The organism is Lacrimispora xylanisolvens (genome assembly GCF_002934545.1).
GTDB classification, from domain to species: domain Bacteria; phylum Bacillota; class Clostridia; order Lachnospirales; family Lachnospiraceae; genus Lacrimispora; species Lacrimispora xylanisolvens.
The window spans coordinates 45,462-59,140 of sequence record NZ_PTJA01000003.1 but is presented as its reverse complement, the minus strand read 5'-3'; the positions used below and the strand labels follow the sequence as shown (position 1 = coordinate 59,140).

Annotated in this window: 10 protein-coding genes; all 10 read right to left on the bottom strand. The window is 44.7% G+C overall.

The genetic code is table 11. From position 1 onward, the window contains the following. Positions 1 to 21 precede the first annotated feature (21 nt). Positions 22 to 1,902: an ABC transporter ATP-binding protein gene (locus BXY41_RS06005; RefSeq protein WP_104435806.1), complete on the bottom strand. Its 1,881-nt coding sequence runs from the start codon at positions 1,900 to 1,902 to the stop codon at positions 22 to 24. Then, positions 1,902 to 3,635: an ABC transporter ATP-binding protein gene (locus tag BXY41_RS06000; RefSeq protein ID WP_104435803.1), complete on the bottom strand. Its 1,734-nt coding sequence runs from the start codon at positions 3,633 to 3,635 to the stop codon at positions 1,902 to 1,904. Before BXY41_RS06000 ends, BXY41_RS06005 begins: the two co-directional genes overlap by 1 nt. A gap of 4 nt (positions 3,636 to 3,639) precedes the next feature. Next, a complete protein-coding gene (locus BXY41_RS05995; RefSeq protein ID WP_104435801.1) occupies positions 3,640 to 4,158 on the bottom strand; it encodes a MarR family winged helix-turn-helix transcriptional regulator in 519 nt (172 codons plus the stop codon). Between the two features lie 157 nt (positions 4,159 to 4,315). After that, the gene (locus tag BXY41_RS05990) at positions 4,316 to 4,903 is read right to left on the bottom strand and encodes an SOS response-associated peptidase (RefSeq protein WP_104435799.1); all 588 of its coding nucleotides are present in this window, start codon (positions 4,901 to 4,903) and stop codon (positions 4,316 to 4,318) included. 21 nt (positions 4,904 to 4,924) lie between these two features. After that, positions 4,925 to 5,242: a hypothetical protein gene (locus BXY41_RS05985; protein WP_104435797.1), complete on the bottom strand. Its 318-nt coding sequence runs from the start codon at positions 5,240 to 5,242 to the stop codon at positions 4,925 to 4,927. Between the two features lie 18 nt (positions 5,243 to 5,260). Continuing rightward, positions 5,261 to 6,541: a DNA polymerase Y family protein gene (locus BXY41_RS05980; RefSeq protein WP_104435795.1), complete on the bottom strand. Its 1,281-nt coding sequence runs from the start codon at positions 6,539 to 6,541 to the stop codon at positions 5,261 to 5,263. A gap of 69 nt (positions 6,542 to 6,610) precedes the next feature. Beyond that, positions 6,611 to 7,264, bottom strand: a complete 654-nt coding sequence (locus tag BXY41_RS05975) for a hypothetical protein (protein WP_104435793.1) — start codon at positions 7,262 to 7,264, stop codon at positions 6,611 to 6,613. Between the two features lie 384 nt (positions 7,265 to 7,648). Beyond that, entirely contained in the window at positions 7,649 to 8,242 is a 594-nt protein-coding gene (locus BXY41_RS05970; protein WP_104435791.1) for a hypothetical protein, read from the bottom strand. Positions 8,243 to 8,256: 14 nt separating this feature from the next. Then, a complete protein-coding gene (locus tag BXY41_RS05965) occupies positions 8,257 to 10,680 on the bottom strand; it encodes a beta-glucosidase (protein ID WP_104435789.1) in 2,424 nt (807 codons plus the stop codon). Beyond that, positions 10,677 to 13,544, bottom strand: coding sequence for a glycoside hydrolase family 3 protein (locus BXY41_RS05960; RefSeq protein ID WP_104435788.1), 2,868 nt, complete (start codon positions 13,542 to 13,544; stop codon positions 10,677 to 10,679). Before BXY41_RS05960 ends, BXY41_RS05965 begins: the two co-directional genes overlap by 4 nt. Positions 13,545 to 13,679 lie beyond the last annotated feature (135 nt).

Below are 13,679 nucleotides of genomic sequence, written 5' to 3'. Positions count from 1 at the left end.
TCATCTGTTAAAAACCATGGATTAATCCAGTTCTGCTGCTCCGGTGTAAAGCTGATAATACCGTCCTTTATGAGTTAAAAGCTCTTCGTGATCCCCTCGTTCGATGATCTCACCATTTTCCAGTACCATTATGGCATTGGCATTTCTTACTGTGGACAGCCGGTGAGCGATTACAAAGGTGGTCCGGTTGGCCATAAGGCGATCCATCCCTCGTTCAATATGCTTTTCTGTTCTTGTATCTACGGAACTTGTTGCCTCGTCAAGGATTAAAATGGGGGCTTTGGAGATAGCAGCTCTTGCTATGTTAAGAAGCTGTCTCTGACCCTGGCTTAAATTAGCTCCATCTCCTTCTAACACCGTTTGAAATCCGTCATGCAGCCTCATGATAAAGGAATAGGCAGAAGCTGTTTTTGCCGCTTCAATCACTTCTTCATCGGTGGCATCCAGTCTTCCATAACGAATATTCTCCATTACGGTTCCTGTAAACAAATGGGTGTCCTGGAGCACCATGGCGATGTTCTCCCGGAGATTTTCTCTTTTTATATTTCTGATATTCACTCCGTCAATGTTAATTTCTCCGCCCTGTATATCGTAAAAACGGTTTAACAAATTGGTAATCGTTGTCTTACCCGCTCCAGTTGAACCTACAAAGGCAATCTTCTGACCTGGCTTTGCATATAGGCTGATGTCTTTTAAAATGACTTTATCCGGATTATAGCCAAAGGTTACGTTCTTCAATTCCACAAACCCATTCATTGGATCCATCACTTTTGCATCTTCCCCGTCTGCAGGCTCGGGGCTTTCATCCATAATTGCAAATACCCGCTCCGCTCCTGCAAGAGCAGAGAAAACGTTGCTGATCTGCATGGAAATTTCATTAATTGGCCGGCTGAACTGTCTGGAAAAGTTTAAAAATACTGTCAGTCCGCCAACGTCAAATCCTTTTATTACACATAAAAGTGCTCCAATGCAGGCAGTTAATATATAATTTAACTGACTTAAGTTAAACATGATAGGCATCATGACACCGCCGAAAAACTGGGCTTTTATCATGTTATTCTTCAAATCATCATTGAGAATTCCAAATTCCTCTTCTGCCTCATCTTCATGGCAGAATACTTTTACCACTTTCTGTCCGCTGATTGTCTCCTCAATATATCCATTTACTGCACCCAGAGAGCTTTGCTGAGCGCTGAAATACTTCTGGCTTCTCGCACCGATCATTCCTGCTGCCTTTATCATAAGCGGTATCAGCACCAGTGTCACCAGTGTCAGCCAGATATTGGTATAGATCATAAGAAACAGCGTTCCCACAATACTTAATGCTCCTGAGAAGAGCTGGATTAAGGTATTGCTTAACATCTGACCGATGGTATCCACATCATTGCTGAAACGGCTCATTAAATCTCCGGTATTGTTGGTATCATAAAACCGTATCGGTAGGGTCTGCATCTTTTTAAATAAATCATCTCTTATTTTTTCAAGGGCATTCTGGGCAACCGATATCATGATTCTTGACTGGGCATAGTTGGCCGCTACTCCCACCAGGAAAACCGCCGCCATAACTGCAAGACCTTTTGCAAGACCTGCCACATCTCCTCTGCTTCCGTCTAAAGGTGCAATAAACTGATTCATAATGGGCCGCAGCATATAAGAGCCGCCTAAATTAGAAAGGGTTCCTATCACTACACACACGAATGCGATTGCCATCTGGGGTCTGTATTCTCTTAAATAAGACAGGAGACGTCTGGCAGTTGCATTGGCATTCTTGGGAGTGCCTTTTTTCATGGGTCTGCCATGACCGGGGCCTCCGGGACCTCCGGGACCTCTCCCGCCTTTTTGAGCTGAGGCAGACCGGCCGTAACGCCTTTTTAAGCTTTCTATCTTCTTTTGTTCTTCCATTATGCACCTGCCTCCTTTTCCCGGTCTTTTTGTGAATAATAAATTTCCTGATAAGCCTCACAGGTTTCCATCAGTTCCTGATGAGTTCCAATCCCTGCAATTTTCCCTTCGTCAAGAACAATTATTTTATCCGCATTTTCCACTGACCCGATTCTCTGGGCAATGATAAATTTTGTGGTATCCTTCAGTGTGGTTTTAAAGCTCTGCCTGATCTTTGCTTCGGTTGCTGTATCCACTGCAGAGGTGCTGTCATCAAGAATGAGAATTTTAGGCTTCTTTAAAAGGGTTCTGGCAATACACAGCCTTTGCTTTTGTCCTCCTGAAACATTGGAGCCGCCCTGCCCCAAATCGGTATCATACCCGTCTTTGAAACTGGAGATAAATCCATGAGCCTGAGCGCTTTCTGACATCAGGACTATTTCTTCCAGATCAGCCGTTTCATTTCCCCATCGTAAATTTTCTTCAATGGTTCCGGAAAAAAGAACATTTTTCTGAAGCACCATACCTACGCTTTCTCTTAAATGCCGGATGGAATAATCTTTTACATTAATCCCGTCTACCAGCACTTCACCTTCCCCTGCATCGTAAAGACGGGGGATGAGCTGAACCAGGGAGGTCTTGCCGCTTCCGGTCGCACCGATAATACCAATGGTCTCACCGGGATTTGCAGTAAAATTGATATGATCCAGAACAAGATCGTCCTGGGTGTATTGGAAGCAGACATTGCGAAACTCCACTTTTCCGGCAGTAATCTGTGCTGATTTTTGAGAAGCATGTTCATCCGTCAAGTCAATTTCCGTATCTAAAACCTCTTTTACCCTCTTTAAAGATGCCATGGCACGGGAGGCCTGTAAAAATACCATGGAAAGCATCATCAGAGACATGAGAATCTGAACAATGTATATGGTAAATGCAGTTAAATCTCCCACAGGCATTTTGCCTGCGATAATTAAATTCCCTCCATACCACACGACCGCGATGGTGGTGATGTTCATCATCAGCATCATTAAGGGCATGGAAGTGATCACTACCTTCATGGCATTTAAGCTGCCTTCTTTTAAGTCCCGGTTGGTGGCCTGAAACTTTTCTTCCTCATGGCTTTCCCTGACAAAGGATTTTATTACCCTGACATTGGTTAATGCCTCCTGTACGCCGGAGTTTAAACGGTCGATCTTCTTTTGCATGACCTCGAACCGCGGAAATGCTATGATCAGTATAATGGCAATTATAATGACCAGCACCGGAATCACCACAAGAAGAATGCTGACCAGCTGCCTGTTCATTAAATATGCCATGATTAACCCGCCAATCAGCATGCCGGGAGCCCGAAACATCATACGAAGGGTTAACATCACGACGTTTTGAATCTGCTGAATGTCATTGGTCAGCCTGGTCACCAGTGATCCGGTACTGAAATCATCAATATTTTTAAAAGAAAATTCCTGAACCTTATGAAAAACATCTTTTCTTAAATCAGTACTGAAGCTGATGGAAGCCTTTGCTGAGAAATAAGCGGCTCCGATTCCACCGATTGCCATGGCTACAGCAATGAGAACCATGATAATGCCCATTTTTACAATGTATGTTTCATCTTTTACCAACACTCCGTTATTGATAATCATGGAAGTCAGCCTGGGCAGCAGTATCTCGCCGAACACTTCCGTGAGCATCAGAACTGGAGCCAGAATAAAGGCACCCAGATAGGGTCTAATATATTTCCAGTATCGTTTCAAGTTGTTATTCCTCTCTTTCTGCCATGTCTCTTTCTATTATGTCCTTTTCTACAGGTATTTGGGATAAATTGTCATAAATACGGTCCAGAACCTTACTCATATTCATTAAATCTTCATCGGAAAAGCCCTGAAACATCTTCATTTCTACATTACGGAAATATTCCCGGCTTTTGCTTACCATATCCCTCCCTTTCTCTGTCAGACACAATTGGTTCATCCGATTATCCTCTTTGTCGACGATCCGGGTAATGTAACCTCCTTTTTCCAGTTTCTTTACTGATACCGCTATGGTGGCAGTGGAAACGTAAAGGCGTTTTGCAAGTTCCTTTTGTGACACATTGGAATGTTCAGAAAGCATCATTAAAATCTGATGCTGGCTTCGGTATACTCCGGTCTGCTTTCCCTGTTCATCTAAAATACACCGGTGCATCTTCATGATCTTCATATATTTTGTCATAACGTTGTGCATCGGTGAGCTCATTCCCATTGGTCCTTCCGCTCCAAAATGGCACATTGGTTTCATTTTCACGCCTCCTTTTGTTAGCTTGTTAATAGTTAGCTAATTAACTATATAAAATTATAACACCGCCTGATTCCCTTTACAATCCTTTTTTTAATGGAATTCAGGCGGCAAAACCTCTTTTTTTTGTTGGTTTTTGATATAAAATCTCAATAAAGAATCAGAAAAGCTTCAGCTCCTGCTGCTCATATTCCTGACGCCGCTTCAGCGGAATCTGCCTCTCCTCCAGCATATCCCGGAAGGCTTCTTTGTCCGAAAGCCAGTCCCTGATCTCATCTTTTTCCAATATCAGCGGCATCCGGTCATGAACCGGTGCCACAAAAGAATTGGCATTGGTTGTGAGGATTACGAAACGGTCTTCCTCTGCCCGCTGATAAAAACCAGCCAGAAACATGGTGGGGTGATGTTCCCTGTAAAATGCCGCTTTCTCCTTGTTTTTACTCCATTCATAAAATCCGCTGCATGGAATGACTGCCCTCCGTAAGAGAATGCTTTCACGAAACAGGGGCTTTTGAAGCACAGACTCCGATCTTGCATTAAAAATCACACCCTTTTTCTGAAAGTTCTCAAATCCGAAGCGCTGCCGGACAGGCAGCACCTGACGGTCCCTGCTGACAAGAACCATTGCCTGGCTGGTGGGATAAACGTCACCGGTAAGGCGCTCTCTGTTTATTTTATTGTCAATTTCTCTTACCAGCTGTTCAATTTCCCGTGCTGTCTCATCATCCACATAATACCTTCCGCACATGCCATTCTCCCTCCCTGTATTTTATTTTGGTAATATCATAACCCATTTGCAGGCTTCCATGTAAAAAATCAGCTTAAATTCATGGCGTATTCCTCCGATTATGGCCTCGCACCCATATTCTTTGGAAGGAATTCCTGAATAAATTTTATTTTCGCTATGTTTTACCGTGATTTCCCTTACCGTCTGGATCTCTCCGTCATCACCTTCAAATTTAAAGCTTAACGGTCTCAGATTACAGCTGGCTGTAAACCACGCCTTACAGGCTATATGATACATTTTACCTTTTATTTCTCCGCTGTCAATCGCCTCTGCATTGATCCCGATTCCAAACGTGGACATCCTTCTCACTTCCTGTTTTTATAAAATAGTCTGTCTGCTGTAATCCACAGTCCTTTTTTCCCTGCTGATTCCGCCTCCCATATGATCCAGACAGCGTGCTGCCGTATTCTGTGGTGATGTTAAAAAAGAGGCTCTTATAATAGAATCATTGCCGAACCGTTTTCTGATTTCATCCACGGTCTCATCAAGACGCTGCTGCTTTTCATAATCTCCTGTGTCAAACAGGCCAAGCTGTCTGTCACTCCCCTTCGTAATCCGGGTTGTGTGAATTCCGAGGTGGCGGACCGGCTGTTCATCCCATGCTTCATCAAATACCTGGCAGGCTGTCTGAAAGATCTCTTCTGTTATATTGGTAGGGGAAGAAAGAATGGTCTGATGGCTGTAATAGTGAAAATCCCAGTCCTTGATTCCCACAGCCAACACTCCAGCCCGGACGTTATCCGACCGAAGTCTTGCAGCCAGGGTTTCCGCAAGGGATAACAGTACCAGATGGGCATGTTCCTTATCTGCTACATCAAAGGCGATGGTGGTGCTGTTGCCATATCCTTTGTTGGGCGGCGGAACTGGTTCTACCGCTGAAAAATCCAGTCCATTGGCAAAGCACCAGATCACCTCTCCCATCTTGCCAAAATGGCTTTTTATAAGTCCAGGGTCGGTTTCTGCCAGATCTCTGATTGTTTTTATTCCCAGCTGGCTAAGCTTGCGAAACGTGGCCCTGCCTACAAAAAACAGTTCACTGACTGGCAATGGCCAGAGTTTTTCCTGGATCTCTCCGGTCCACAGCGTATGAACCCGGTCCGGCTTTTTAAAATCCGAAGCCATCTTTGCCAGGACTTTATTATCAGCAATCCCAATATTAACGGTAAAGCCCAGTTCTTCTCTGATTCTCCTTCCGATTTCCAAAGCTGCTTTTTCGGGTTCTCCAAACAGGGCTTCCATTCCCGTCATATCCATGTATGCCTCATCAATGGAATACTGCTCTACTGTGGGAGAATACTCCTTTAAAATGCGGATGAAGCTTTGGGAAGAGCGCTGGTACAGATTATAATTGGGCGGAACCAGTAAAAGTCCCGGACACTTCTGGAGTGCCTCCGTAACAGACTGACCGGTGTGGATGCCATACTTCTTTGCAGGAATGCTTTTAGCCAGAATAATTCCATGGCGCATGGTCACATCTCCGCCCACTGCGGAGGGCACCAGCCGCAAATCCAGATTTCCCGAAAGATGCTTTAAACGATAAACCGCTTCCCAGCTTAAAAACGCTGAATTTACATCAATATGAAAAATAACACGATTCATACACTCACCTCTGAGTATATGATAACCGAATGTATGTTCGATTAATAGTGGAAATAAAAGGATGTATTTTTATCGGAATACATCCTTTATGCCCTTGGGAATTTCCATAGAATCAGAAAGTTCAAACATCTGATCACCCAGTTCTATGTATTCCCTGCTGCTGACATCCTTTATCAGTCTTTGTTTCTCATATAATTCATGGATTTTTCCGCTCTTTATACCGAAGCTTTCCGGTGTATGATACTGAAGCTCAAACATCTGCCCCTGTGGTGACCGCAGTATGGTATTAATTCCATTATAGGGATTTTGACTGTCAAGCCAGTAATTCTCGATTTCAACCGTATTATAACCAGAATTTTTGTAGATCTCAATAATTTTCAATACTTTTTCTGAAAGCACTTCCGGAGAAATGGTGTAGGTGTAACGCAGTATGTCGTTAATTTCCCACGCCTGCCCTGTCTGGCTGTATTTGCGGTAGAATTTTTTTAAATAAGAGCCCACAGACTTGATCCGGTACTGGGTACCGACCATATTCACACCAGTCTGCTGTGCCACACGTTTTACTTCCGTTGTAATAAGCGGTTCCTGCTTCAGTGCCTGTTTATACCACATTATGCCTTTTATCCACGCTTTTAGTACATTTCTTTCTTTCCTGACTGCTTTCAGGCAGTAATATGGTTCCCTTACCGGCAGGCAATCCCGGTAGTATTTCCCCCTTTGCATCGCTCTGAATTTCCTTTAATATTTTTATAGTACCATTCAGAATATGCAGCCTGCCCTCTAATTGTGTCTGTTTTCTATTTTGTTCAAGTGAAAAGCGGAAGCCGATACCACCTGACTTCCGCTTATTTTAACTACAATCGTCGCCGCTGCAGTTCCCATTACAGTTATTCCAGCAAGATTCGAAAAAGCAGTTCAACGTTCACACCTTTAAGTTAATACACTTAGGTATTTAAATGTTCCTGACAGCAAAGAGCTTTCTGCGACGTAAAAGTTTCACTAGCCATTTGTGTATTTTGATTTATCTGCTGTACACTTTATTATATGGAATGCAGAGACAAGATGTGAACTGCCCCAAAAACGGAGCCGGTTCCTGGAAATACCGCTTTAAGCTTCCTTATTTTTAAAAATAATACGAAAGATGGGGAAAAAGACCCAGAATGAAACAGCTGAATTAATCAGCATTGTGATCACATCCGCCATGGTTTCACCGCTCCTGCCTAAATGTAACCTGTTCATAAAAAGATCATAGACCGGAGCCTTATAAAGTCCCTGCAGGGCAGCTGCGCCGATGGTAATGATCACATAGGCGATCACATACCACACGGCAGCCTTAAAAATACTGTTATTGGCTTTGAATGTCACATTTCTCTGAAGAAAGAAATTAATCACCTGTGCAATTGCCATGGTAATTTCCACTGCCAGAAAATATGCAAGCCCTCCGCCTCCGCCCATGGAAAGAGTTCCTGCCCCATAATTAAAAATATAGTAAGGAGAGCCATCTAAGTTGGAACCAATGCGGCCGATCTGGAAACTGGTATTTACAAGAGCGGTCATTTCAAATACATTCCTGAAAACCGGCATTAAAATCATCTGCAGGACCGTAACCCCGTTGGATACCATAAAAAATATTATAAATTGTGCCATTGCGGGATGTCTGTCTGCAAACGACTTCCACCCTTTTTTTAAACCTGTCAGCATTCCATCACTCCAATCTATTTCCCAGACAGCTTCTTTTCATAAATCTTGTTCGCTTTTGCATTGGAGAAAAAGCCTCCGATTACTTTTTTTATCCCTTTCAGGAAATGTCCGTTAACAACAAGAACCATTCCCTCTGCCATTTCCATGCTGACCACGCCATTTGTCATTTTTGCAATTCCCCGAAACGGCATGCTGTAAATAAAAAGGAGGTTCAAATCCGGTTTACCCTTTGCTTCACTTTTATTTTTCAGTCCCGTCAAAATGGCGTAAATGAGTCTTGCCAGCCGGCTCTTCGCATAGTACATCTGGCAGAATGCATCATTGATTCCCAGCTCTCCGCTCCATTTCCCGTTGGGGATTGGGTGTCCTAACAACGTCTCAAATTCTTCTGCGGGCACATCAGCAATTCGCCCGGAATAATAAGATTTCATTTTTTCCGGTGCATATGGCAATATATCAGTGGTACCCGAACGAGTGAGCGTCCCGCTTAATCTTAAATCTTCCACGCTGGCTCCAATGGATATGGTATAATCTCCTTTTTCCACTTCAAAGCGTTCTGTCACCACATTCCAGTACCGGAACGTCTTGTCGTCAAAGAGGATCTCCACTGTCTTGCTCTCCCCTGCTTTTAAATCAACCTTTACAAAGCCTTTTAATTCTTTTACCGGACGGAAAATTGTTTTCTCAGGCCCGCCTACATAGAGCTGGGCCACCTCTTTCCCATCCCGGTCCCCCTTGTTGCTGATGGTAAAACGAACACGGTCTTCCAATAACTGCAGACCGGAATAATCAAATGTTGTGTAGGACAGTCCGAAGCCAAAGGGATAACGGACGGGGATCCCTGCCGTATTATAATACCGGTAACCCACAAAGATCCCTTCCCTGTATTCTGCACAGCGTTCCTTCCCCGGAAAATAACGATATGCGGGAGTATCCGTAAGGTTCATGGGATAGCTTTCTGCCAACCGGCCGGAGGGATTGACCTCCCCGGTTATGACAGATATCATGGCTCCGGCACCTGCCTGACCGCCTAAGTAACCATGCAGAATGGATTTACAACTGGACTGCCACGGTAATTCTATTACAGATCCTGCACTTAGAACTCCCACAATGTTAGGATTGACCCTGGCCAGATCGTTCAGCAGGCTGATCTGGTTGCCTGGTATTTCCAGATGGGTCCGGTCCTGCCCCTCGGATTCACTGAGTTCATCAAGCCCGAAACAGTAAAGAACTGCATCGGCGTTTGCCGCCAGGGCAAGCGCCTGGTTTTTCAGCGCTTCATTCTCTCTGCCGTTTCGTTCATATCCTTTGGAGCACCCCACCAGATTTAAGGGGGCACTCTTTATTACTGACTCAATAGTCTCCAGAGACAGAGGATTAACAATGGAAGATCCTGCCCCCTGATAACGGGGGATAAATGCAAAATCTCCGATTACGGCCACCTTACAACCGGAATTTAACGGAAGCAGACCATCGTCATTTTTAAGTAGTACAATGCTTTCCAACGATGCCTTTCTTGCCAGTTCATGATGGGCTTCTTTGTCAAAGGATTTCTTTTTATTTTGGGGAGCTGCTGTAAGGTCCAGAACAGCATCTAATAAATCATCTACACAGGAATCCAGTTCCTCCATGGTAAGTGTGCCGTTTTCCACTGCCGCTAACAGCTCTCTTGCAGAACCAAGCCCAGGTGCCGGCATCTCTAAATTAGAACCAGCCAAAACTCCCTCCACATGGCTGTTGGAACCGCCCCAGTCCGTGATGACAATTCCGTCAAATTTCCAGTCCGTGCGCAGAATATCCTTTAGCAGATGTTTATTCTCATTGGCATAAACCCCATTTACCGCGTTGTAGCTGGTCATGATGGATTTTGCGCCGCCCTCTTTTACCGCAATTTCAAAGCCTTCCAGATAAATCTCTCTGAGTGTCCGTTCGTCAAGAACAGAATCCACAGACATCCGAAGCCGCTCCTGGCTGTTGACTGCAAAATGCTTGGGGCAGGCGTAAACTCCCTCACTTTGGATTCCCCTGATATAGGCCGCTGCCATCTTACCTGACAAAAGAGGATCTTCTGAAAAATATTCAAAATTTCTTCCGCAAAGAGGGCTTCGCTTGATATTCAGCCCCGGCCCCAGCAGAACATTTACGTCCTGGCTGGAAGCCTCCTCTCCAAGGGCCTTTCCGATTTCCTCTGCAAGATCCTCATCCCAGCTGTTTGCCACGGTGGCAGCCGTGGGGAAACAGGTCGCCGGCAGGGAGGCATTGAGTCCTAAATGATCCCCTGCACCGGCCTGTTTACGGACTCCATGGGGTCCATCCGCGCAAAATATGGAAGGAATTCCAAGCCGGTCGATATTTCTGGACTGCCAGACGTTTTTTCCGCTTAAGAAAGCCGCCTTTTCCTCCATTGTCATTTTTCGGATGATATCCTCATGTTTCATTCTGTCATTCCTTCCTTTTCCAGCCGCTTTTTGTAGTTTTTAATAATTCTTAATTCTAAAATAATGATTCCTGCTGCCAGAATAACATCAATGATAATTGCCGCAATCTGCCACATCAGCAGGCTCACATTTGCATTGTTTCCTTCATAGGCACGGCTGTTTACTACTGTATACATAATATTTTTACTGGACTTTCTCATGGCATTTAAGCTGGTAGCGCTGGTCTTGTCTTTTACATGATTTGTTTCCGTATCATAGGCAACCAGCATGGCGTCATTGCCGTTGCGGATCTCCTGATCTGCATTCTGGAATCCATAACCTCCAAAATAATCGGTAAGAACAAATCCCTGGAATCCCCATTCCTCACGCAGAACCGTATTAAGCAGCGTATTATTGGCACCGGAATACACGGTCCCTATATAATTAAAGGAGGACATAACTGCCTTTGCGTGACCTTCTTTTACCGCGATTTCAAAAGGCTTTAGATAAATCTCACGGATTGCCTGCTCATTGGACCAGGTACATAGCATATTAAGACGGTTGGTTTCCTGGTCGTTTAATGCAAAATGTTTGATATATGCATAAACTCCGTGCTTTTCGGCTCCAGCCACTGCTTTGGCTGCCATCTGTCCGGAAAGTACACCGTCCTCAGAATAGTACTCGAAGTTACGGCCTGCAAATGCACAGCGGTGGATATTCATGGCCGGTGCATACCAGCCGGACACCTTCATTTCATCCGCCATCTTACCGATCTTCTCTCCAAAAGCCTCTGCAATATCATGATTCCAGGTGCTGGCAATCATAACTGCAGACGGAAAACCGATGGAACCGGTTCCGGTAAAGTTGTTATTGATGGAAGCAGGGCCGTCACAGTCTACGGTTCCAACTTTATTCACACTTTTTGCCTCTGAGGTCTGATAACCTCCGATTGCAGTCAGCGCATCCATATCACTCACCGTCAGCTGGTCAAGCAGCTTCTCCCACTTGGGGTCATCAAAGGACAGTCCCCGCATATCAGCAAGCTTTATCCCGTTCTTTGCTCCTGTCACCGGCATGGGATCACTGTCATTGTTGTGGGCTGCCGGATCGTAATTGCTGTTGTTTACAAAGGTTTTCTTGTATTTCTCCGGCATGCTCATATTTTTTGGCGCTGCCGTGGCTTTTTCATAGTTGGCAAAACCATCTGCGCGGGAAAGATAGGTCAGATCTCCGTTTGCATCTTTAAACTGATTTACTGCAGCTGCTTTATCTGAAGTACGAGGTGCAGACTCATTATATATCACGGTTTCTGGTACGTGATACTTCTGTTCTGCAATGATATTGTGGGAATCAGACCGGATGGATATGCCATAATCTCCGGATTCCAATACATAGCAGCCATTTACCGCCTCATCAAAGGAAGCCATATCTTCCGCCTGAAGGGATATCTTAATGGTCTGAGAGTCCCCTGGTTTTAAAACATCGGTTTTATCAAATGCGATCAGATTCGCGGAAGCTTTTTCAATTCCCTTATTGGTATAAGGCGGATTGTAATAGACCTCCACTACATCCTTACCCGGATTATTTCCTGTGTTGGTTACTGTCACATCAAATGAGATTGTTCCGTCCTGTTCTGTTAATTGCCCCATTTCCTGCTGAAAGGACGTATAGGACAATCCATAGCCAAAGGGATAGATGACCTCTTTTTTATAGTCAATCAGTCCTTCTGCTGCTGCGGTCTCGTAGAAACGATAGCCTGTGTAAATGCCTTCTGTATAGTTGACAAAGCTGGGATAGGTATCCGCTCCTTTAAATGCCTTGCCTTTGAATTCATCCATGTTATCGTAGGTGAAACTTCCAAAGTTATTGTAATTAGGTGCTTTTGTCAGATCAGCCGCAAATGTGTCACTTGTTTTTCCTGATGGATTAACGGCTCCGCTCATAATCTCACCCAGTCCTTTAAAACCGGACTGACCGGTACCCGGACACCAGAGAACGCCTTTTATCTGGCTGTAATCATTGACAAAGCCAAGTTCCATGGCGTTGGCACCGTTGTATACCACAATGACATTGTCAAAGCTTGAACATACCAGATCCATCAGATTTTTCTCTGTCTTGCTTAACTGCAGATAGTGTTCCCCTGGTTCAAAATCCTTATAATCCTTGGAGTTATCGGTGTATGTAACCTTGCTTACATCTGTGGGAAGATCTGCCCCCTCTCCGCCAACGCGGGTAATGACTACCATAGCCGTATCAGAAAAAGCTTTGGCGTCTTCCATAAGCTTATCGCCATAGGTATCTGCTGCAGGCTCCGGCAGCGTCCAGTCCTGATCCCACATACCAACGCTTGGGCGGTCTGTCCGGTATGCTGTATAGAAATCAGTCAGACTGGTATTCAGTTTAAAACCTGCATCCGTAAGACCCTGAAGCAGTGACTCCGTCTCATATGCCTTTGATAAAGATCCGGAACCCGTTCCTCCATAGCATGGGTTTGTGGATGCCCAGCCAAATACGTTTAAATTGGAAGAATTCTTTAGGGGAAGAAGGCCTGCATCATTTTTTAAAAGAACAATCCCTTCCCTGGCAATCTCGGTACAAAGAGCGGTTGCCTCGTCAGATGTTTCCTGTGAAATAGTTCCGCTGCCGGTTGCCAGTGAAATCAGATTGGACATTGGTCCCCAGCAGATTAAGTTTACAACCACAACCAAAGCAAGAAGCATAGCCATAAGACTGTTTTTACGGATCAGATATCTTGTAGACCCCTTCCTCTTTCGGCATACCACCATGACTATGACCGCAGCTGCCAAAACTACGGCAAAGCCAATGAGATATGGTACACACAGCTTGACGATTTTTAACACATCATCAATATTGATCTGTAACATTTCTTTCATCCTCCTCCATACATTGTTTTTGTATTCTTACTTTAGCACAGTTATGGCGGACCGGACTGCCGATTGCACAACTGGTCGGTTTTACTGCATGAAAAGCAGTGCCGTCTGTCCGGGTGGACAGGCGGC